The organism is Limnohabitans sp. TEGF002, from assembly GCF_055395845.1.
In genome coordinates this window covers 1,899,066-1,918,340 of sequence record NZ_AP029224.1, presented here as the reverse complement: position 1 = coordinate 1,918,340, position 19,275 = coordinate 1,899,066, and the positions used below count along the sequence as shown (strand labels likewise).

Sequence of the window (19,275 nt, the reverse complement as noted above, 5' to 3'; positions counted from 1 at the left end):
TGATGCAAATCAGTTTTGAATCTCTGGAAACCCCAGCCCTGACCAAGGCGCACCTGGCCGATTTGCTGTTCGAGCAGATCGGCTTGAACAAGCGCGAGTCCAAGGACATGGTCGATGCGTTCTTTGACCTGATGGTGGACAGCCTGATTGCGGGTGACGATGTGAAGATTTCCGGCTTTGGTAATTTTCAGATCCGTACCAAGGCCGCGCGTCCTGGGCGCAACCCACGCACCGGAGAATTGATCCCTATTGATGCACGTCGTGTTGCGACCTTCCATGCCAGCCATAAACTCAAGGCCTTGATTCAGGGCGATGCCGTTGACGACGAAGGTGTGGAGACCGTGGGCCGCTGAATCATTCCTGATTGGAGTGCCCATGTTGTTCAAGTTCAAATCTCAAGTCACCAGCGACCTCATCATGCTGGAGGCCGATGCCCGCAGGCTGCTGCACATCATGTTGGGTCATGACCCTGACAAAGGCATCATTTTGGCGAAGGACCTGCCTGCGGCCATCGCCAAGCTGGAGTCGGCTGTGGCTCAGGACGAGGCGGCCCGTTTGCAGCGCAGCCAAGAGGCGCAAAAAGTCTCAGCGCCTGCAGACAAGCCGCAAGATGCCATGGCTGAGACCCTTGACCCGGTGCGCCTTGCACAAAGGGCCAGCCCCATGCTCAAGCTGCTCAAGCACTGCGTGGCCCACCCGTCCGACATGGTCTGGGGCGTGTAACGCTCAACTGGGCCGTTTGTTGAAAACGGTGCCGACGAGCTTGTAGCCGGGCTTGATTTGCCGCTTGGCGAACCAGCCTTGGTTCATCTCCAGCACAAAACGCACGGGTTTGCTGGAGCAGTGCGAGTCGTCTTTTTGCGGCTGCATGTCGGCCAGATTGACGATGGTGCCATCGTCCTCCACGAACGCAGCGGTCAAGGGAATCAGGGTGTTGCGCATCCAAAAGCACTGGGTTGTCGCTTGTTCGAACACAAACAACATGCCCTCATGCTGCGGCATCTCCTTGCGCCACATCAGACCGATTTGGCGCTGCTCGGGGGTCTGGGCCAGTTGCACATCCAGCCGGTGCATGCCCGCTTGCAGTTGGGTTCTGGCTAAATTCAGCTGTGGACCGTTTTGGGTCCAGGCATTGAAACTCAGCGATGTCAGTGCCAAAGCGCCAAATAGTCGCCATTTGCGGGACTCAGGCAGGAGCGAGGATACGGAAATGTTCATGGTCTGAAGCAACAGGGCCAAGGGTAAAAGCCATAGGATAAAGGCAGTCCCACGCTTTCAAGGGATGTTCGGACCCTCTACAACCACAATACTCAATCTGCGGAGCTTGAATTCGGTGTTGAATCGTGAAGCGCAGCCCCAGGAGCGTCCAATTCGGCCTGAATGTTAGCGGCCATCAGCCCTTTGCTGCCTTCGCTCAGCTCAAAGCTGACTCGGGCACCTTCCTTGAGGCTTTTGTAGCCCTCTGACTGGATGGCCGAAAAGTGGGCGAAAGCGTCTGGTCCACCGCCATCGGGCTGTATGAACCCAAAACCTTTGGCATCGTTGAACCATTTGACCGTTCCACTGGGCATGGGATGTCTCCATATTGTTGCGCTCAGTGTGATTCGCGATTATCAATTTTGTCAATGTGAGGTTTTCCCCGATGTCAGTCGCGATGACCATTTCCATTCAAGACTTTTGTTTTGGTCTGTCTCAAGATGGCCCAAAGCGTCTATAGAATGAATTCATGGCAACGAAAAAACCTGTAAACCCTACGCTGCCGACCGTGACCCCCCGAGCGCCCGATGGTGGTGATTCGGTGGTTCTGGAACGCCGATCCCAAAAAATAGAACCACCGCAGATGTACCAGGTGGCCATGCTGAACGATGACTACACCCCCATGGAGTTCGTGGTGATGGTGATTCAGGAGTTTTTCAGCAAGGACCGCGAGGCAGCTACGCAAATCATGCTCAAGATCCATCTGGATGGCAAAGGTGTGTGCGGGGTTTATTCCCGTGATGTCGCCGCCACCAAAGTGGACCAGGTGCTCGACGCTGCCAAACAGGCCGGTCACCCGCTGCAATGTGTCAGTGAACCCATTGAATAGTGTGGTTTCTCCCCCACATCTTCTTTATCTCTCTCAGCAAGGCAAAAAGGAAATCACATGATTGCCCAAGAATTGGAAGTCAGTTTGCACATGGCCTTTGTTGAGGCCCGCCAGCAGCGCCACGAATTCATCACGGTCGAACATTTGTTGTTGGCCTTGCTCGACAACCCCAGCGCTGCTGAGGTCCTTCGCGCTTGTGCAGCCAATATTGATGATTTACGGAAAGCCTTGGGCAACTTCATCAAGGACAACACACCGCAAGTGGCTGGCACAGAAGAAGTCGACACGCAACCCACCTTGGGTTTTCAGCGTGTGATCCAGCGCGCCATCATGCATGTGCAGTCCACAGGCAGTGGTAAAAAAGAGGTCACCGGAGCCAATGTGCTGGTCGCCATCTTTGGTGAAAAGGACTCGCACGCCGTGTATTACCTGCACCAGCAGGGCATCACACGTCTGGACGTGGTCAATTTCATTGCGCACGGCATCCGCAAAAGCGATCCGCCGGAAGCGGCCAAATCGGCTGAAAACCCATCGAGTTCAGACAGCGAAGAGGGTGGCAATGGGGGCGAGCGCAACGAAAAAGCCTCGCCTTTGGAGCAGTACACCAACAACCTGAACCAGGCGGCCAAAGAAGGCAAGATCGATCCGCTGATCGGCCGTGAATACGAAGTCGAGCGCACGATCCAGATCCTGTGCCGTCGCCGCAAGAACAACCCACTGCTGGTGGGCGAGGCGGGTGTGGGCAAGACGGCGATTGCCGAGGGCTTGGCTTGGCGCATCACGCAGGGCACCGTGCCCGACATCTTGGCCGAGGCCACGGTGTACTCGCTGGACATGGGCGCTTTGCTCGCAGGCACCAAGTACCGGGGTGATTTCGAACAACGCCTCAAAGGCGTACTCAAGTCGCTCAAGGACAAACCCAACGGCATCCTGTTCATCGACGAAATCCATACCTTGATCGGTGCAGGTGCGGCATCTGGCGGCACCTTGGATGCGTCCAACCTGCTCAAGCCTGCCTTGTCGAGTGGCCAGCTCAAGTGCATTGGCGCCACCACCTTCACCGAATACCGGGGCATCTTCGAAAAAGACGCGGCCCTGTCCCGCCGCTTCCAGAAAGTGGACGTGGTCGAGCCCACCGTGTCCGAGACAGTGGACATCCTCAAAGGACTCAAGAGCCGCTTTGAAGACCACCACAGCGTCAAATACACGATCGCTGCTTTGCAGGCTGCTGCAGAGTTGTCGGCCAAGTTCATCAACGACCGCCAGTTGCCTGACAAGGCGATTGACGTGATCGATGAAGCCGGCGCAGCGCAGCGCATCCAAGTGGCGTCCAAGCGCAAGAAAACGATTGGCAAAACCGAGATCGAAGACATCGTGGCCAAGATCGCGCGCATTCCGCCGGCCAATGTGTCCAACGACGACCGCAGCAAACTGCAGACCATTGAGCGCGACCTCAAGTCGGTGGTGTTCGGTCAGGACAAAGCCATTGAAGTGCTGGCTTCGGCCGTCAAGATGGCCCGCTCGGGCCTGGGCAAAACCGACAAGCCGATTGGCTCCTTCCTGTTCTCTGGCCCCACGGGTGTCGGCAAGACCGAGGCCGCCAAGCAATTGGCTTACATCTTGGGCATTGACCTGATCCGCTTTGACATGTCCGAGTACATGGAGCGCCATGCGGTCAGCCGCCTGATTGGCGCGCCTCCCGGATATGTGGGTTTTGACCAAGGCGGTCTGTTGACCGAAGCCGTGACCAAGAAGCCGCATTGTGTGCTCTTGCTCGACGAGATCGAAAAAGCCCATCCGGACATTTACAACGTGTTGTTGCAGGTCATGGACCACGGCACACTGACCGACAACAACGGACGCAAGGCCGACTTCCGCAACGTGATCATCATCATGACCACCAACGCGGGTGCCGAGACCATGAACAAGGCGACCATTGGCTTCACCAACCCGCGGCAGGCCGGGGACGAAATGGGCGACATCAAGCGCCTGTTTACCCCCGAGTTCCGCAACCGTCTGGATGCGATGGTCAGCTTCAAGCCCTTGGACGAGCAAATCATCTTGCGCGTGGTCGACAAGTTCCTGCTTCAACTGGAAACGCAACTGGGCGAGAAAAAGGTCGAGGTCACCTTCACCGATGCCTTGCGCAAGTTCCTGGGCAAGAAGGGTTTCGACCCGCTCATGGGCGCTCGTCCCATGCAGCGCCTGATCCAGGACACCATCCGCAAGGCCCTGGCCGACGAGCTGCTGTTTGGTCGCTTGACCGAAGGTGGACGCCTCACGGTGGACATCGACGACAAGGACGAAGTGCAACTGGACATCACGCCCAATCCAAAGAAGGAAAGTCGTGCTTCGCGCTCAGAACCTGCTGAGCCAGAAGAAGCCACGGCCAGCTGAGGATTGGCATTGGCCTGTGCCGCTTGACAAGGCTTAAGCAACAAAAAAGGAGGCCAAGGCCTCCTTTTTTCATGGTCATCGGCGTAGCCGTTTAGGTACCAAAGCTCAGTTCACCATCACCAGTTTGCCTTTGACGCTGCGTGAGCCCATCAAGGTGTAGGCCGCCTTCAACTCGTTCATGGGCAAGGTGCGGTCGATCACGGGCTTGATCTTACCTTGGCCGTACCACTGGGCCAATTCACCCATCATGGCCGCATTGGCTTGGGGTTCGCGCTTGGCAAAATCGCCCCAGAATACGCCCACCAATGACGCGCCCTTGAGCAAGGGCAGATTCAGGGGCAGGGCGGGGATGGGGCCGCCTGCAAAACCAACCATCAAGTAGCGGCCGCGCCAGGCGATGGAGCGGAAAGCTGGCTCAGCCAAGTCACCTCCCACAGGGTCGTAAACCACATCGGGCCCTTTGCCTTCGGTCAGCGTTTTCAGGGCTTCGCGCAGGTTTTCTCGGCTGTAATTGATGGTGGCGTCGGCGCCCAGCGTTGTGCACAAGGCACATTTTTCGTCGGTGGATGCTGCCGCGATCACTTTGGCTCCCATGGCTTTGGCGATTTGAATGGCCGCGGTGCCAACGCCACCTGCCGCCCCCAAGACCAGCACAGTTTCACCGGCTTTCAAGGCTGCACGGTCCACCAAGGCGTGGTGCGACGTGGCATAGGTCATGATGAAGGCTGCACCATCAACTCCTGAAAAGCCATTGGGCAAAGGCATACACAGCTTGGCAGGCGCCAAGGTGTGGGTGCCAAAACCGCCCGTACCAGACAAGCAAGCCACCGTTTGGCCGACTTTCAGGTGCGTCACACCTTCGCCCACGGCTTGTACCAGCCCCGCGTACTCTGAGCCCGGCACAAAAGGCAGCTCCGGTTTCATTTGGTACTTGTTTTGAACGATCAAGAGGTCTGGGAAATTCAAGCTGGCAGCCTGAATTTGAATGAGAACTTGGCCTGGCCCCGGGGTGGGGGTGGGGAGTTCTTTCCAATTGAGTGCTTCAACCCCGACTGGGTTCTCGCAAAGCCATGCGTGCATGCATCTTCTCCTTGTTGATTGCTGTGACTATTGGCTTGATCTTAGGCAAGCCAAGGGGCCTGCGCATGTCTCTCGAGCGACCGATTCGTGAAAGCTTGTTTGCCGTGTGATCGGGACTGTCCAAAGTCAGCCGCCCTCTACAATCGCAGTTCAGACAGGACTCCGCATGAAAATTCTCATTTCCAACGACGATGGCTTTCGCGCCGAGGGCATCGTGGCCCTGCACGATGCGCTCAAAAGCATGGCGGACGTGGAGGTCGAGGTCGTGGCGCCCGAGCACAACAACAGCGCCAAATCCAATGCATTGACTTTGCACACGCCCTTGTATGTGCACCGCGCTGAGAACGGTTTTCGCTATGTGAATGGCACCCCTGCAGATTGCGTTCACATTGCGCTGACAGGCTTGTTGGGTTACCGACCTGATTTGGTGATTTCTGGCATCAACAATGGCGCGAACATGGGTGACGACACCCTCTATTCAGGCACCGTGGGTGCGGCCATGGAGGGCTATTTGTTTGGCATTCCGGCCATCGCTGTCTCGCAAATCGACAAAGGTTGGGCTCACCTGGATTCGGCGGCCCAGAAAATCAAAGAGATGGTGCAGCAAATGCGAACGGGTGCAGTGGTGGGGAGCCAGCCCTGGCTTTTGAATGTGAACATTCCCAATTTGCCTTTGGCCCAGATCAAAACCCCCAAACTCTGCCGCTTAGGCCGTCGCCATGCGGCTGAGCCCGTGATCACCCAAGTGGACCCTCGAGGTCAAACCATGTACTGGATTGGCAACGCGGGTGCTGCCATGGACGACAGCGAGGGCACCGACTTTCATGCCGCAGGTTTGGGCCATGTCGTGGTCACCCCCCTCAAGGTCGATCTGACGGAGCACACGCATTTGGACCAATGGACCCAAACGTTCACACGCTTGACCCCGCAAGACCACGCATGAGCCAACGTCCTGGATTTCCAGTCAAGTTGTCGCCCGCCGGGTCCATTGGTTCTGCGCGCAAAACTGCAGTGGGCGCTGTTGGGCTCAAGGTCTCTACGCCCCCGCCCAGTTTGAACGCCAGCCAGCAGTTGGCCAAAGAGGGGCGTGGGGTTGCACCCCGAACCGCTTCAGCCGTCTCCGGTTTGGGTCTGGACTCGGTCGCCGTACGGGCGCGCATGGTGCGTAAACTGGCAGACCAAGGAGTCCAAGATGCACGCGTTTTGGATGCCATGGGCCAGGTTGAGCGCCACCGTTTTGTCGAAAGCGCTTTGGTCAACCAAGCCTACGAAGACACCAGTTTGCCGATTGGATTGGGCCAGACGATCTCCAAACCCAATGTGGTGGCCAGAATGGTCGAGTTGCTTTGCCAAGACGCCCCTGGGAAACTGGGTCGCATTCTTGAAATTGGCACTGGCTGCGGCTACCAAGCCGCCGTGCTCAGCCATGTGGCCACCGAGGTCTACAGCATTGAACGTTTGCGCGGTTTGCACGAAAAGGCCCGAATCAACTTGCGCCCATTCAGGTTGCACAACGTTCACCTGATTTTTGGCGATGGGATGCTGGGCTACCCCAAGGGCGCACCTTATGCGGGCATCATCTCTGCGGCTGGAGGCGATGCTGTCCCCGACGCTTGGCTTGAGCAGTTGGCCGTGGGGGGGCGATTGATCGCCCCGACCATCACCCCTGCAGGGCATCAGGCACTGGTGGTGATTTTAAAAACCGCACAGGGCTATGAACGCCAAGTGCTGGAAGCTGTTCATTTTGTACCTCTAAAATCGGGCGTCGCCTGAATACGTAAAACCCGATGACTTCATTCCTACCTTTTCGTCCCCTGGTTTTGACAACTTTGACCGTGGCCTTGCTGAGCGCCTGCACATCCTCTGTGCGGGTGCCCGCGCCTGTCGAAGACCGAGCGGGAATGAGCCGTGCTCCCCAAACATCGTCCGGCCCTGTCACCACCTCATCCGGTGAGGCCGTCAAAACCCTGCCTGGCAGTGAAAATGCGGGTAAACCTGGCTTTTACACCGTTCAGCGAGGGGATACCTTGACCCGCATCGGTCTGGACAACGGCCAAGGCTGGCGTGATTTGGCCCGTTGGAACAATCTGAGCAACCCCGATCTGATCGAAGTTGGTCAAGTGTTGCGTGTGCTGCCGCCAGGTGCCTCGGTTGAAACCTCTGGGGTTGTGGTCAGACCGATTGCGCCTTCGGGCAACGCTCCGGCCACTGCCGCACCGTCCAAGCCAGAGCCAGCTGCTGCCCAAAACAACGCGCTCAACGACGAAGGCCTGGGGTTCATTTGGCCCGCCAATGGCGTGATGCTTGCCGGCTTTGATGAAGCCAAAAACAAAGGTTTGGACATCGGGGGGAAAGCGGGTGATCCCGTGATGGCTGCTGCCGATGGTCAGGTGGTTTATGCCGGCTCCGGTTTGCGCGGATATGGCAACCTGATCATCCTCAAGCACAACAACACTTTTTTGACGGCCTATGCTCACAATCAGGCTTTGCTCGTGAAAGAGGACCAAAAGGTGCGCAAGGGCCAGAAAATTGCCGAGATGGGCAAGTCCGATGCCGACCGGGTGAAACTTCACTTTGAAGTGCGCCGACAAGGCAAACCCGTAGACCCGGCCAAGTTTTTGCCTTCGCGCTGAGCAGCCCGCCCATGCCTTGGCCAGTCCTGGTTTTTGACATCGAAACCATCCCGGACATGGCGGGCTGGCGTCGACTCAACCCATCGGCCCCCCAGTCAACAGACGCACAAGTGCATGCGCAGTGGCAGGCCGAGCGGGCCGCAGAAGGCAAAAGCGACTTCATGCCCCTGTACCTGCAGCGCATCCTGTGCATCAGCTGCGTGTTTCGCAATGCCGAAGGTTTGCGTGTTCACTCCTTCGTCGACCGCGATGGCCAAAGCGAAGCCAAGGTCGTTCAGACCTTTTTTCAAGCCATTGAAAAGCATGCCCCCCAATTGGTCAGCTGGAATGGCAGTGGATTTGACTTGCCCGTTCTGCACTACCGCGGCTTGATGCACGGCGTGGTGGCTGACAAGTACTGGGATTTAGGTGACGATGACCGCGAGTTCAAGTGGAACAACTACATCTCGCGCTACCACATGCGCCACCTGGACCTGATGGACCTGCTGGCGAAGTACACCCCAAAAAACAACGCCCCCATGGATGCCCTGGCCAAGCTTTGCGGCTTTCCGGGCAAGCTGGGCATGGACGGCTCTCAGGTTTATGCTCAGTTTCAAGCTGGGCACACCGAAGACATCCGGCGCTACTGCGAAACCGATGTGATGAACACCTATTTGCTGTACTGCCGCTTCCAGAAAATGCGCGGCGGCTTCACCGAGGCCGAGTACGCGCAGGAAATCGCCTTTGTCCAAGAACAGTTGGGCAATTTGGCTCCGCAAGAGCCACATTGGCAGGAGTACCTGCAAGCTTGGACCTGACGTTTCCCTTTGAAACTGTGTGCTGCACCCTCAAGGCAGGGCCCACATCCTGAGACAATCGGGGCATGAGCGATCCAGACATTTCCCTATCCCAAGCCCACGCCGACGAACCCAGCCACTCCAGTGCCGACCTGCCCGAGGGGTGGCTGCGTGTGGGCTCTCTGGACATGGAGGCCCAAGGCATCGCCCGCAGACCCGATGGCAAAGTGGTTTTCATCGAAGGCGCTTTGCCCTTCGAGCTGGTGTCGGTCAACGTGCACCGCAAAAAGAACAACTGGGAGCAGGGCACCGTCACCCAAATCCACCACGAGTCGTCGCAGCGCGTGCGACCGGGCTGTCCGAATTTCGGCATGCACGCCGGGGCCTGTGGCGGCTGCAAGATGCAGCACCTGGAGGCCTCGGCACAAGTGGCCATCAAGCAACGGGTGCTCGAAGACAATTTGTGGCATCTGGGCAAAGTCAAAGCCGAAACCATGCTGCGCCCCATCGAGGGGCCGACATGGGGCTACCGCTACCGCGCCCGCTTGTCGGTTCGCTATGTGATCAAAAAAGGCGAAGTGCTGATCGGCTTTCACGAACGCAAAAGCCGCTACATCGCCGACATGAAAGTTTGTCCGGTTCTGCCCCCTCACGTCAGTCGCCTGTTGCTGCCTTTGCGTGCGCTGATTGGCCAGATGGAGGCTCGCGAGACCTTGCCCCAGCTGGAGCTGGCTTGCGGCGACGAGGTCACGGCCTTGGTGTTGCGCCACCTGGAGCCCTTGAGTGAGGGTGACAAAGCCCTGCTGCGGGCGTTTGCCGCCGAGCAACAGGTGCAGTGGTGGCTGCAACCCAAGGGGCCCGACACAGTGCATTTGCTGGACGAAGGCGGGGCGCAGCTCAGTTATGGCTTGCCCGACTTTGGCATCACCATGCCTTTCAGGCCCACCGACTTCACCCAGGTCAACCCCTTCATCAACCGCGTGTTGGTGACACGTGCGCTGCGCTTGCTGCACGCACAAAAGACCGAACGGGTGATCGACTGGTTTTGTGGGTTGGGCAACTTCACCTTGCCGCTGGCAACGCAAGCGGGGAAGGTGCTGGGCATAGAAGGGGCCGAGACCCTGGTTGCGCGTTCACGCGACAACTATGCCCGCAACCAGGCCACACGGCCCGAAGGCCAAACTTTGGCCCCCACCGAGTTTGTCGCGCGCAATTTGTTTGAGATGACGCCCGAGATGCTGGTGGCCGATGGCACCGCTGACAAATGGCTGGTGGACCCACCTCGTGAGGGGGCCTTCGCACTGAGCAAGGCACTGGCGGAGTTGAATGAAAACCGAGATTTGCGCCAGGGCTGGACACCCCCCCAGCGCATTGTGTATGTCAGCTGCAACCCTGCCACACTGGCCCGAGATGCCGGCATTCTGGTGCACCGAGCGGGTTACCGCTGCGTGGCCGCAGGGGTCATCAACATGTTCGCGCACACGGCGCATGTGGAAAGCATGGCCGTGTTCGAGTTGGACTGAACCCCGCAGCCCTTACGCAGGCCATCGTTTCTGCACCCATCAAAAAAGGCTCCCGAGGGAGCCTTTTTTGATGGGGCGGACAGAGGGAATCAGTCGCGCTCACCACCCATGATGCCCAGCAAGGCCAACAGGCTCTGGAACACGTTGAAAATGTCCAGGTACAGGGCCAGCGTCGCGCTGATGTAGTTGGTCTCACCACCGTCGATGATCTGCTTGAGGTCATACAGCATGTAAGCGCTGAAGATGCCAATCGCCATGACCGAAATCACCATCATGCCCACGGTGGAGCCGACAAACACATTGATGATGCCGCCGATCATGATGGCCAAAGCCCCCACAAACAGCCACTTGGACATGCCTGAAATGTCACGCTTGATGGTGCTGGCCAGGCTGGCCATGACGAAGAACACACCCGCGGTACCCGCAAATGCGGTCATGATCAGGTCAGAGCCGTTTTTGAAGCCCAAGACCATGGCGATCATGCGCGAGAGCATCAGGCCCATGAAGAAGGTGAAGGCCAGCAGCACGGGCACACCAGCTGCAGAGTTTTTGGTTTTCTCGATGGCGAACATGAAGCCAAAAGCGCCGGCCATGAAGACGACCAAGCCGACGCCGCCAGACAAAGAGCGGGTGATCCCAGTGGTCACGCCCAGCCAAGCGCCCAAAACGGTGGGCAGCAAGCTCAGGGCCAGCAGCCAGTAGGTGTTGCGTAAAACACGGTTGCGTGTGGCCAGGTCGGTGCCGTGGCCCCAATCCGTACTGTTCAGTGTGCGAAGGTCGCTCATGTGGGTCTCTCCTGTAAACCCTGATTTCAGGGCCATTGCATTGTAGGGTGAGGCTGCGTACCACCATCAATATCCGCACTGCCATGGGGTTATCCAGGTGAATCAGTTTTGCGCAGGGGTGTGCAATCACGCCATTCGGTCCGTGTATCCTTGATGTTTTTTAAACTGATCTGTAAACACCATGAAAACTCAAGCCAGCCTCGAACTCTCCGATGTCAAAGCCATTGCCGCTGCTGCCGAAGCCGAAGCAATCAAGAACAACTGGGTGGTGAGCATCGCCATCGTGGATGCGGGTGGCCATTTGCTGCACTTTGCCCGCTTGGATGGCGCAGCCCCCCTGTCTGCACACATCGCCCCTGCCAAGGCGCACACGGCTGCGATGGGCCGCAGAGAAACAAAGGCCTACGAAGACATCATCAACGGTGGTCGCACTTCGTTTTTGTCGGCCCCTACCATCCAGGGCATGCTCGAAGGCGGTGTGCCGATCATGAAAGATGGTGTTTGCCTGGGCGCAGTCGGTGTCAGCGGTGTCAAGTCGAATGAAGACGCGCAGATCGCCAAAGCGGGTATCGCAGCCATTGGCCTGTGATCAAGGGCTGAGGGGAATCGGGCCATGTAGGTCTGCCCACCGCTTAGCGCACAAAAAAGCCCGCTGAATTCAGCGGGCTTTTTTTATTGACTGTACCGTGCGATCAATACAAGTCGAGCACAGCGCCTTTGCTGGCGCTCGATGCGTTGAAGGCAAACTTGGCTTGAACGCCACGGGTGTAGCGGGGCTCGGGTGCTTTCCAGCCTTCGCGGCGTTTGGCCAATTCGGCTTCGGGCACGTTCAGTTCCAAAACCAATTTGTGCGCGTCGATGGTGATGCTGTCACCTTCATTCACAAAGGCGATGGTGCCGCCTGCGGCTGCTTCGGGTGCAACGTGGCCCACCACCATGCCCCAGGTGCCGCCAGAGAAACGGCCATCGGTGATCAGGCCCACGCTTTCACCCAAACCTGCGCCGATCAGCGCGCCCGTCGGGGCCAGCATTTCAGGCATGCCAGGGCCGCCCTTGGGGCCGAGGTAACGCAGAACCATCACGTCACCAGCCTTGATCTTGCCCGCCAAAATGGCCTCGAGGGCCGATTGCTCGTCGTCGAACACACGGGCTGGGCCAGTGATGACAGGGTTTTTCAGGCCGGTGATCTTGGCCACAGCGCCTTCAGGCGACAAGTTACCTTTGAGGATGGCGAGGTGGCCTTCGGCGTACATGGGCTTGTCGATCGGGCGAATCACGTCCTGATCGGCACGGGGAACGTCTGGGATGTCTTTCAGGTTTTCGGCAATGGTTTTGCCCGTGATGGTCATGCAGTCGCCGTGCAACAAACCGGCGGCCAGCAAGGTTTTCATGACTTGGGGAATGCCGCCCGCTTGGTGCAGGTCGACCGCCAAGTACTTGCCGCTGGGCTTGAGGTCGCAAATGACGGGGATCTTTTTGCGCATGCGCTCGAAGTCGTCGATGCTCCAGTCCACGCCTGCGGTGTGGGCGATGGCCAAGAAATGCAGGACCGCGTTGGTGGAGCCGCCCGTGGCCATGATCACGGCCACGGCGTTTTCAATGGCTTCTTTGGTGACGATGTCGCGTGGCTTCAAGTCCTTCTTGATGGCTTCGATCAGCACCTTGGCCGATTCTTTGGCCGAGTTTTGTTTTTCATCGTGGGGGTTGGCCATGGTCGAAGAGTAGGGCAGGGACATGCCCAGCGCCTCGAAAGCCGACGACATGGTGTTGGCGGTGTACATGCCGCCGCAAGAACCTGTGCCTGGAATGGCGCGCTTTTCGATTTCTTTCAGGTCAAAGTCGCTCAACTTGCCCGCAGCGTTCTCGCCCACGGCTTCAAAGACGCTCACGATGTTCAGGTCTTTGCCCTGGTAGCGGCCTGGCAAGATGGTGCCGCCATACACATAAATGGCAGGCACGTTGGCACGCAGCATGCCCATCATGCCGCCGGGCATGTTTTTGTCGCAGCCGCCAACGACCAGCACGCCGTCCATCCATTGGCCTTGCACGCAGGTCTCGATGCAGTCCGAGATCACTTCGCGGCTGACCAGCGAGAACTTCATGCCCTCGGTGCCCATGGCCATGCCGTCGGAGATGGTGGGGGTGCCAAACACCTGAGCGTTGCCGCCGGCTTCTTCAATGCCTTGGATCGCCGCATCGGCCAGTTTTTGCAAGCCGCTGTTGCAAGGGGTGATGGTGCTGTGGCCGTTGGCCACGCCCACCATGGGTTTGACGAAATCGCCCTCTTCGTAGCCCATGGCGTAGTACATCGAGCGGTTCGGGGCGCGGGATTTGCCCTGTGTGATGTTGGCGCTGCGGCGGTTGATGGGGGTGATCGGGATGATTTTGTCGCTCATGGTGGTGTCTCGGTAGAAGCCCAAAAGAAGGTCGCCACATTCTAACGGGCGCTTGTCGCGCTCTTAAGACTGTTTGAGCTCATGTCCGGTGCACAATCCGGACATGCTGATCCATCCTCAAATTGACCCCGTCGCTCTGCAGTTGGGCCCCTTGGCCATCCATTGGTATGGCCTGACCTATTTGGCCGCCTTTGGCCTGTTTTTTCTGCTGGGTGTGCAGCGCTTGAGTCATGCGCCCTTCAAACACTTGCCTCAATGGCAAAAACGCGACATTGAAGACATCCTGTTCTTGGGGGTCTTAGGGGTTATTTTGGGCGGGCGCGTGGGTTACTGCCTGTTTTACAAACCCGCGTATTACCTCTCTAACCCACTCGAAATCTTCGCCATCTGGCAAGGCGGCATGAGTTTTCATGGCGGCTTGCTGGGCGTGATGCTGGCCATGGTCTGGTTTGCCCGCACCCGCGAGCGGCCGTTTTTGCAGGTCATGGACTTTGTGGCGCCGTGTGTGCCCACGGGTCTTGCCGCCGGTCGGGTGGGCAATTTTCTCAATGGTGAACTCTGGGGCCGGGTGGCCGACCCCTCACTGCCTTGGGGCATGGTGTTCCGGGGGGCTGGTGATTTGCCGCGTCACCCCTCGCAGCTCTACCAAATTGCCTTGGAAGGCTTGCTGCTGTTTGTACTGCTGTGGTGGTTTGCACGCAAAGACCGCCCGACCGGCCAGGTTTCTGGGGCGTTTTTGCTGGGCTACGGCTTTTTCCGTTTTGTGGCCGAATTCTTCCGTGAACCCGATGCGCACCTGGGGCTTTTGAGTCTGGGCATGAGCATGGGGCAATGGCTGTGTGTGCCCATGATGCTGGGTGGGGTGATGTTGATGGTCTGGAGCCGCAAGACCCAAGGGTGACACTTGGAAGATTAGATCATTTGGGGCGGTCCAGCATTGGGTTGCGACTGACCTTATGATGCGAGCACTTAAAACGAGGAGACACTTCATGACTGTTCAGTTCAAAGCACAGCAGCGCCGCGATTTTTTGAAGGCGATGGCCGCCTTGACCGGCTCGCTGCCTGTGTGGTCCCAAGCCCAAAGCAGCTGGCCGTCGAAACCGGTGACCATGGTTGTGCCTTTCCCCGCAGGCGGCGGCACCGATGCTTTCGCCCGCCCCATGTCAGCCCAGTTTGCCAAACTGACCGGCAAACAACTCATCATTGACAATCGGGGTGGTGCGGGCGGCACATTGGGAGCTGGTGTGGCCGCCAAATCGGCACCCGACGGTTACAACCTGTTCATGGGTGCCGTTCACCACACAATCGCGCCCAGCATGTACCCCAAGCTGGACTACGACCTCGAGCGTGACCTGATCCCCTTGATTTTGGTGGCCAACGTGCCCCAGGTCTTGGTGGTCAATCCCAAAAAAGTCCAAGCGGCCGACTTCAAGGCCTTTCTGGAAATGGTCAAAAAGAACCCAGGACGCCTGAATTACGGCTCTGCCGGGGGCGGTACTTCGCACCATCTGGCTGGGGAGTTGTTCAAGCTTCAGACCAAGACCTTCATCACCCACATTCCCTACCGGGGTGCTGGCCCTGCCTTGCAAGACCTGATTGCCGGTAACGTGGACATGATGTTCGATGGCCTGGGTTCATCGGCGGCGCACATCAAGGGCGGCCGCATCAAGGCCCTCATGGTTTCGGGGCCCAAACGCAATGCGGCCTTCCCGGATGTGCCTTGCTCGGCCGAGTTGGGTTTGCCCGATTACACCGTCTCCACCTGGTATGGCGTATGGGCACCCAAAGGCACACCTGCAGACGCCCAAGCTCGCGCGATTGAAGAAATTCGCCGTGCCTCCCAGACTGACGAGGCCAAAGCCGTATGGGCCAGCCAAGGAGCGGAATTCCCCAACCTGACAACGACCCAGTTCGAAGGCTTCATCAAAAAAGAGCTGACCAAGTGGTCTCAGGTGGTCAAAGCTTCGGGGGCCAAGCTCGACTGAGTGCGGCTCGGTATGTTCAATGGGCCTGAAATCGGGCCCTTTTTTCATGCTTTTTTCTCTTTGTGATTTTGAAACCATGACCCACAACAACCTGTTTTCCGCCCTGCGGGCTGCTTTTCCTGCTGACATGACGGCCACGGCGGTCGAGACCGATGAGGGGCTGCACTACAGCTGGCAAGACTTGGACCGTGCCACGGCCATGATGGCCAATTTGCTGCAATCGCTGGATTTGCCCGAGGGCAGCCGGGTGGCGGTGCAGGTCGAAAAGTCGGTCGAAGCCATGGTGCTTTACCTGGCTTGCTTGCGTGCCGGGTGTGTGTTTTTGCCGCTCAATACCGCCTATCAAAGTGCCGAGATCGAGTATTTCATCGGCAATGCCGAGCCTACCGTCGTGGTTTGCAGCGGCGCCAATTTCGGTTGGGTCAGCAAGATCGCATTCAAGGCAGGCACCCAGCATGTGTTCACCCTGAACGATGACCGCACCGGCAGCTTGCTCGAGCGTGCTGCACACCACAGCGACCAGCACACGCCCGTGCCACGACAGGCCGATGATCTGGCCGCCATCCTCTACACCAGTGGCACCACAGGCCGCAGCAAAGGGGCCATGCTCACGCACGGCAATTTACTGAGCAATGCCGTCACGCTCAAGGACTACTGGGGCTGGACGGCTACCGGAGGGCCTACAGGCCAGGGCGATGTGCTCATCCATGCGCTGCCCATCTTCCATGTGCACGGCTTGTTCGTGGCCATCCATGGCGCGCTGATCAACGGCAGCAAGATGATCTGGATGGCCAAGTTTGACCCGAAGCGCGTCATCGCGCACATGAGCCGTGCCACCGTTTTCATGGGTGTGCCCACGCTGTATGTGCGCATGCTGGCCGAACCTTCGCTTGACAAGGCGGCCGTGAAAAACATGCGCCTGTTCATCGCGGGCTCCGCCCCTTTGTTGATCGAAACGTTCACCGAATGGCAAGAACGCACGGGCCACACGATTTTGGAGCGCTACGGCATGAGCGAGACCGCCATGCTGACCTCCAACCCTTATGCTGCGGACAAGCGCTACGCCAAGCAGGCTGAGCGGCGCGGCGGCACCGTGGGTTTTCCTTTGCCCGGCGTGGCTTTGCGTGTGCGCGGCGACGATGGGCAGAACATGCCTGTGGGCGAGATTGGCGGCATCCAGGTCAAGGGCCCGAATGTGTTCAAAGGTTATTGGCGCATGCCCGAAAAAACCGCCGAAGAGTTCACAGCCGACGGCTTCTTCAAGACCGGTGATGTAGGCAAAGTGGACGAGCGCGGCTATGTGACGATTGTGGGCCGCAGCAAGGACCTGATCATCAGTGGTGGCTACAACGTCTACCCCGCCGAGATCGAGGGCTACATCAACGAGATGAAGGGCGTGGCCGAAAGCGCGGTGGTGGGCGTGCCCCATCCGGACTTTGGTGAAGTGGGCGTGGCGGTGGTCATTGCCAAGCCCGCCTCCCAGGTGCAGCCTGAAGCCGTGTTGGCCGAGCTCAAGGCCAAACTGGCCAATTTCAAGATCCCCAAACGCTGTTTTGTGGTGGCCGAGTTGCCCCGCAACACCATGGGCAAGGTACAAAAGAACCTGTTGCGCGATCAGTACAAAAAATTGTTTTCAGCCTGAAGTGTCTGATGTGCCCAAGGAGGGCGCTTCCTCAAATGCCCACATCCTGTGGCCATTTGAGATGCAAGCTTATTTGAGGTAAGCGTTTTTCTCGTGCACGCTTTGGATGTGCCGAGCCGCTTGCTCGGGGGTGATGTCCTGGTTGATGACTTTCACGTTTGCGTACCAAAGCTCCTCCTCCATGGAGGGCCAAACCCGATTGATTTTTTGGGCGTTCAGCCGAATCGTGTCCTGACACTCCTGTCGCCAGTTGAGCATGTCCTGCCCGAGAGGGTCGTTCACCTTGACAGGGTGATCTGACAAGGGAAAGTAGCCTGTTAACGTGTCCGTCAGCAGTTGAGCGAAATCGGCCGTGCCCAGCCAAGCGATGAATTTCAAGGCCGCTTCTTGGTGGGGGGTGTTTTTGTTCACACCGATCCCGAAGTCCGGATGCACCGAAATGTGACAAGCCTGGCCGGGATGCTCTACAGGTGGCTTGAAGACGCCCAGATCAATCGGCTTTTTATAGGCAAAGCTGGTGCTGCGCAAGAAATCGATGTCCCAAGAGCCCGTCGGGAAAACCGCGGCATTGCCTGTGGCAAACAGCAGCTGAATGTCGCCGTTGGACATGTTGTTTTGCTTCGGGTGCATGTGAGGCTTGAGCTTGGCCATCATTTCCCAGGCCTTGATGAAGCCCGGGTCCGTGAATTTGGCCGTTTGCTGGATCAGACCGAGACGGGCTTTTTCGCCGCCCCAGAAGTTGGGACCCATGCCAGTGAAAACAACCTGGGTGGACTCCCACATGTCTGCCGTGCCCAATGCCAAAGGCGTGATGTTCCCTGCAGCACCGACACGGCCCAGCAGCCGAAGAAACTCATCGACCGTGACGGGGGGCTGGAGATTCAGGTCCTTGAAGATCTTCTTGTTGTAAAACAAACCATGCATCACATAAGCCACGGGCAGGCAATAGGTGGTCAGACCATCGTCCGTGGTCCATGCTTGACGGGCTTGAGGGCTGAAGTTCTCCAGCTCGCGGGCTTTTAAAGGCAATAAATAGCCTTTGGCATGCATACGAACACTGCCATCAAAGGGACGACAGAAAACAAGATCACCAGCTCGGCGCGTGGACAGGCGAGACTCTAAACGGGCGTCATAAGCCAATGGTTCTTCAGCCTTGAACGTCAGGCTAATGCCAGGATGCTGTCTTTGAAAGGCTGGGATCAGGACTTTGTCCCAAAAGATCTGATCGTCCTTGCGCCAGCTTTCAATCACCAGTTCTTGGGCGACGGCCGCGCTGCTGAACAGGCCAAAGGTCAGACACGCAACAGCCAAGCACTGGAGCCTGATGGTGTTGAGCCATGAAATAGGGTGCTTTTTCGCCTGTCGACAGATGGCCATGAGGCTGTCCTGAAAATGTATTCATTTTAAGGATTTTAGACAGGTGTTGACAGGAGCGCCGAGCGCCTGAAACAAGGTGTCGGCGCATTCATCGGGTGTCAGCGCAGCACCAGTACTGGGATGTGTGAGTGCGTCAGCACCTGTTGGGTTTCACTGCCCAACAACAGGCGTTTGATGCCTTTACGCCCGTGTGAGGCCATGACGATCAGGTCGACTTTGTGCTTTTTAGCCGCCGCAATGATGGCGTCCGAGACCACGTCCGATTTGACCGTGATGGCCTTGGTGCTCACGGCTTTGGCCTTGGCGCTTTTTTCGACAGCGGCCAATTGCATTTGAGCGGCTTCGGTCCACTGGCTTTCCACCCGCGAAATTTCATCGCTGGACAAGGGGATGCTGCCCTCAAAGTAGGCCTGGGGGTAGCGTGGTACCACCTTGATGGCGACCAGCTCTGCGCCACAGGTGGCCGCCAGTTGGATGGCGCTCGCCACGGCTTTTTTGGACAAGGTGGAGCCGTCGGTGGCCACAAGGATGCGTTTGTACATGAGGTGCTCCTGTTGAAAATGAGAAAAACACAGCTTAAAAGCGCGGCAAATGG

At 57.9% G+C, this 19,275-nt stretch carries 20 protein-coding genes; 13 read left to right on the top strand and 7 right to left on the bottom strand.

The window, feature by feature from the left end; genetic code table 11:
• Positions 1-2 precede the first annotated feature (2 nt).
• Both ACZ5SR_RS09485 and ACZ5SR_RS09480 read left to right on the top strand, forming a co-directional pair.
• Complete coding sequence (locus ACZ5SR_RS09485; RefSeq protein WP_062404946.1) at positions 3-353, top strand: integration host factor subunit alpha; 351 nt, start codon at positions 3-5, stop codon at positions 351-353.
• Positions 354-375: 22 nt separating this feature from the next.
• A complete protein-coding gene (locus ACZ5SR_RS09480; RefSeq protein ID WP_464448493.1) occupies positions 376-723 on the top strand; it encodes a DUF1840 domain-containing protein in 348 nt (115 codons plus the stop codon).
• Positions 724-726: 3 nt separating this feature from the next.
• Here ACZ5SR_RS09480 and ACZ5SR_RS09475 read toward each other — a convergent pair whose 3' ends face one another.
• Together ACZ5SR_RS09475 and ACZ5SR_RS09470 are read right to left on the bottom strand one after the other, a co-directional pair.
• Positions 727-1,218, bottom strand: a complete 492-nt coding sequence (locus ACZ5SR_RS09475; RefSeq protein WP_464448492.1) for a DUF192 domain-containing protein — start codon at positions 1,216-1,218, stop codon at positions 727-729.
• Positions 1,219-1,310: 92 nt separating this feature from the next.
• Positions 1,311-1,571, bottom strand: coding sequence for a cold-shock protein (locus ACZ5SR_RS09470; protein ID WP_464448491.1), 261 nt, complete (start codon positions 1,569-1,571; stop codon positions 1,311-1,313).
• A gap of 155 nt (positions 1,572-1,726) precedes the next feature.
• Between ACZ5SR_RS09470 and clpS the strand changes: the two genes are divergently transcribed.
• Together clpS and clpA are read left to right on the top strand one after the other, a co-directional pair.
• Positions 1,727-2,086: an ATP-dependent Clp protease adapter ClpS gene (clpS, locus tag ACZ5SR_RS09465; protein WP_464448490.1), complete on the top strand. Its 360-nt coding sequence runs from the start codon at positions 1,727-1,729 to the stop codon at positions 2,084-2,086.
• 57 nt (positions 2,087-2,143) lie between these two features.
• Positions 2,144-4,483, top strand: a complete 2,340-nt coding sequence (clpA, locus tag ACZ5SR_RS09460) for an ATP-dependent Clp protease ATP-binding subunit ClpA (protein WP_464448489.1) — start codon at positions 2,144-2,146, stop codon at positions 4,481-4,483.
• 105 nt (positions 4,484-4,588) lie between these two features.
• Here the strand turns inward: clpA and ACZ5SR_RS09455 are convergent, their stop codons facing one another.
• Entirely contained in the window at positions 4,589-5,563 is a 975-nt protein-coding gene (locus tag ACZ5SR_RS09455) for an NADPH:quinone oxidoreductase family protein (protein ID WP_464448488.1), read from the bottom strand.
• Between the two features lie 166 nt (positions 5,564-5,729).
• Here ACZ5SR_RS09455 and surE point away from each other — a divergent pair, with 166 nt between their 5' ends.
• From surE to rlmD, 5 genes are all read left to right on the top strand, one after another.
• A complete protein-coding gene (gene surE / locus ACZ5SR_RS09450) occupies positions 5,730-6,506 on the top strand; it encodes a 5'/3'-nucleotidase SurE (RefSeq protein ID WP_464448487.1) in 777 nt (258 codons plus the stop codon).
• A complete protein-coding gene (locus ACZ5SR_RS09445; protein WP_464448486.1) occupies positions 6,503-7,336 on the top strand; it encodes a protein-L-isoaspartate(D-aspartate) O-methyltransferase in 834 nt (277 codons plus the stop codon). Before surE ends, ACZ5SR_RS09445 begins: the two co-directional genes overlap by 4 nt.
• A gap of 14 nt (positions 7,337-7,350) precedes the next feature.
• Positions 7,351-8,196 (top strand): peptidoglycan DD-metalloendopeptidase family protein, encoded by an 846-nt coding sequence (locus tag ACZ5SR_RS09440; protein WP_464448485.1) that lies wholly within the window; start codon positions 7,351-7,353, stop codon positions 8,194-8,196.
• Between the two features lie 11 nt (positions 8,197-8,207).
• Positions 8,208-8,993 carry a 3'-5' exonuclease gene (locus ACZ5SR_RS09435; RefSeq protein ID WP_464448484.1) on the top strand — a complete coding sequence of 262 codons (786 nt, stop codon included), beginning with the start codon at positions 8,208-8,210 and terminating at the stop codon, positions 8,991-8,993.
• A 65-nt stretch (positions 8,994-9,058) separates the two neighbouring features.
• The gene (rlmD, locus tag ACZ5SR_RS09430) at positions 9,059-10,495 is read left to right on the top strand and encodes a 23S rRNA (uracil(1939)-C(5))-methyltransferase RlmD (RefSeq protein WP_464448483.1); all 1,437 of its coding nucleotides are present in this window, start codon (positions 9,059-9,061) and stop codon (positions 10,493-10,495) included.
• A gap of 89 nt (positions 10,496-10,584) precedes the next feature.
• Here rlmD and ACZ5SR_RS09425 read toward each other — a convergent pair whose 3' ends face one another.
• Positions 10,585-11,280: a Bax inhibitor-1/YccA family protein gene (locus ACZ5SR_RS09425; RefSeq protein ID WP_464448482.1), complete on the bottom strand. Its 696-nt coding sequence runs from the start codon at positions 11,278-11,280 to the stop codon at positions 10,585-10,587.
• A gap of 181 nt (positions 11,281-11,461) precedes the next feature.
• Between ACZ5SR_RS09425 and ACZ5SR_RS09420 the strand changes: the two genes are divergently transcribed.
• The gene (locus ACZ5SR_RS09420) at positions 11,462-11,869 is read left to right on the top strand and encodes a GlcG/HbpS family heme-binding protein (protein ID WP_464448481.1); all 408 of its coding nucleotides are present in this window, start codon (positions 11,462-11,464) and stop codon (positions 11,867-11,869) included.
• Positions 11,870-11,972: 103 nt separating this feature from the next.
• Here the strand turns inward: ACZ5SR_RS09420 and ilvD are convergent, their stop codons facing one another.
• A complete protein-coding gene (gene ilvD / locus ACZ5SR_RS09415) occupies positions 11,973-13,676 on the bottom strand; it encodes a dihydroxy-acid dehydratase (protein WP_464448480.1) in 1,704 nt (567 codons plus the stop codon).
• 103 nt (positions 13,677-13,779) lie between these two features.
• Here ilvD and lgt point away from each other — a divergent pair, with 103 nt between their 5' ends.
• From lgt to ACZ5SR_RS09400, 3 genes are all read left to right on the top strand, one after another.
• The gene (lgt, locus tag ACZ5SR_RS09410) at positions 13,780-14,577 is read left to right on the top strand and encodes a prolipoprotein diacylglyceryl transferase (RefSeq protein WP_464448479.1); all 798 of its coding nucleotides are present in this window, start codon (positions 13,780-13,782) and stop codon (positions 14,575-14,577) included.
• An 88-nt stretch (positions 14,578-14,665) separates the two neighbouring features.
• Positions 14,666-15,661, top strand: a complete 996-nt coding sequence (locus ACZ5SR_RS09405; protein ID WP_464448478.1) for a Bug family tripartite tricarboxylate transporter substrate binding protein — start codon at positions 14,666-14,668, stop codon at positions 15,659-15,661.
• A gap of 76 nt (positions 15,662-15,737) precedes the next feature.
• On the top strand, positions 15,738-17,303 hold the full coding sequence (locus ACZ5SR_RS09400) for a malonate--CoA ligase (protein ID WP_464448477.1): 1,566 nt from the start codon (positions 15,738-15,740) through the stop codon (positions 17,301-17,303).
• Positions 17,304-17,372: 69 nt separating this feature from the next.
• Here ACZ5SR_RS09400 and ACZ5SR_RS09395 read toward each other — a convergent pair whose 3' ends face one another.
• A complete protein-coding gene (locus tag ACZ5SR_RS09395; RefSeq protein WP_464448476.1) occupies positions 17,373-18,680 on the bottom strand; it encodes an ABC transporter substrate-binding protein in 1,308 nt (435 codons plus the stop codon).
• Between the two features lie 98 nt (positions 18,681-18,778).
• Positions 18,779-19,222 (bottom strand): universal stress protein, encoded by a 444-nt coding sequence (locus ACZ5SR_RS09390; RefSeq protein WP_464448475.1) that lies wholly within the window; start codon positions 19,220-19,222, stop codon positions 18,779-18,781.
• Between the last annotated feature and the right edge of the window lie 53 nt (positions 19,223-19,275).

What these genes read in the sequence shown, in the direction of transcription:
- ACZ5SR_RS09485 (WP_062404946.1), top strand. Translation starts at nt 3, where the DNA reads ATGCAAATCAGTTTTGAATCTCTGGAAACCCCAGCCCTGACCAAGGCG.
- ACZ5SR_RS09480 (WP_464448493.1), top strand. Translation starts at nt 376, where the DNA reads ATGTTGTTCAAGTTCAAATCTCAAGTCACCAGCGACCTCATCATGCTG.
- ACZ5SR_RS09475 (WP_464448492.1), bottom strand. Translation starts at nt 1,218, where the DNA reads ATGAACATTTCCGTATCCTCGCTCCTGCCTGAGTCCCGCAAATGGCGA.
- ACZ5SR_RS09470 (WP_464448491.1), bottom strand. Translation starts at nt 1,571, where the DNA reads ATGCCCAGTGGAACGGTCAAATGGTTCAACGATGCCAAAGGTTTTGGG.
- clpS (WP_464448490.1), top strand. Translation starts at nt 1,727, where the DNA reads ATGGCAACGAAAAAACCTGTAAACCCTACGCTGCCGACCGTGACCCCC.
- clpA (WP_464448489.1), top strand. Translation starts at nt 2,144, where the DNA reads ATGATTGCCCAAGAATTGGAAGTCAGTTTGCACATGGCCTTTGTTGAG.
- ACZ5SR_RS09455 (WP_464448488.1), bottom strand. Translation starts at nt 5,563, where the DNA reads ATGCACGCATGGCTTTGCGAGAACCCAGTCGGGGTTGAAGCACTCAAT.
- surE (WP_464448487.1), top strand. Translation starts at nt 5,730, where the DNA reads ATGAAAATTCTCATTTCCAACGACGATGGCTTTCGCGCCGAGGGCATC.
- ACZ5SR_RS09445 (WP_464448486.1), top strand. Translation starts at nt 6,503, where the DNA reads ATGAGCCAACGTCCTGGATTTCCAGTCAAGTTGTCGCCCGCCGGGTCC.
- ACZ5SR_RS09440 (WP_464448485.1), top strand. Translation starts at nt 7,351, where the DNA reads ATGACTTCATTCCTACCTTTTCGTCCCCTGGTTTTGACAACTTTGACC.
- ACZ5SR_RS09435 (WP_464448484.1), top strand. Translation starts at nt 8,208, where the DNA reads ATGCCTTGGCCAGTCCTGGTTTTTGACATCGAAACCATCCCGGACATG.
- rlmD (WP_464448483.1), top strand. Translation starts at nt 9,059, where the DNA reads ATGAGCGATCCAGACATTTCCCTATCCCAAGCCCACGCCGACGAACCC.
- ACZ5SR_RS09425 (WP_464448482.1), bottom strand. Translation starts at nt 11,280, where the DNA reads ATGAGCGACCTTCGCACACTGAACAGTACGGATTGGGGCCACGGCACC.
- ACZ5SR_RS09420 (WP_464448481.1), top strand. Translation starts at nt 11,462, where the DNA reads ATGAAAACTCAAGCCAGCCTCGAACTCTCCGATGTCAAAGCCATTGCC.
- ilvD (WP_464448480.1), bottom strand. Translation starts at nt 13,676, where the DNA reads ATGAGCGACAAAATCATCCCGATCACCCCCATCAACCGCCGCAGCGCC.
- lgt (WP_464448479.1), top strand. Translation starts at nt 13,780, where the DNA reads ATGCTGATCCATCCTCAAATTGACCCCGTCGCTCTGCAGTTGGGCCCC.
- ACZ5SR_RS09405 (WP_464448478.1), top strand. Translation starts at nt 14,666, where the DNA reads ATGACTGTTCAGTTCAAAGCACAGCAGCGCCGCGATTTTTTGAAGGCG.
- ACZ5SR_RS09400 (WP_464448477.1), top strand. Translation starts at nt 15,738, where the DNA reads ATGACCCACAACAACCTGTTTTCCGCCCTGCGGGCTGCTTTTCCTGCT.
- ACZ5SR_RS09395 (WP_464448476.1), bottom strand. Translation starts at nt 18,680, where the DNA reads ATGGCCATCTGTCGACAGGCGAAAAAGCACCCTATTTCATGGCTCAAC.
- ACZ5SR_RS09390 (WP_464448475.1), bottom strand. Translation starts at nt 19,222, where the DNA reads ATGTACAAACGCATCCTTGTGGCCACCGACGGCTCCACCTTGTCCAAA.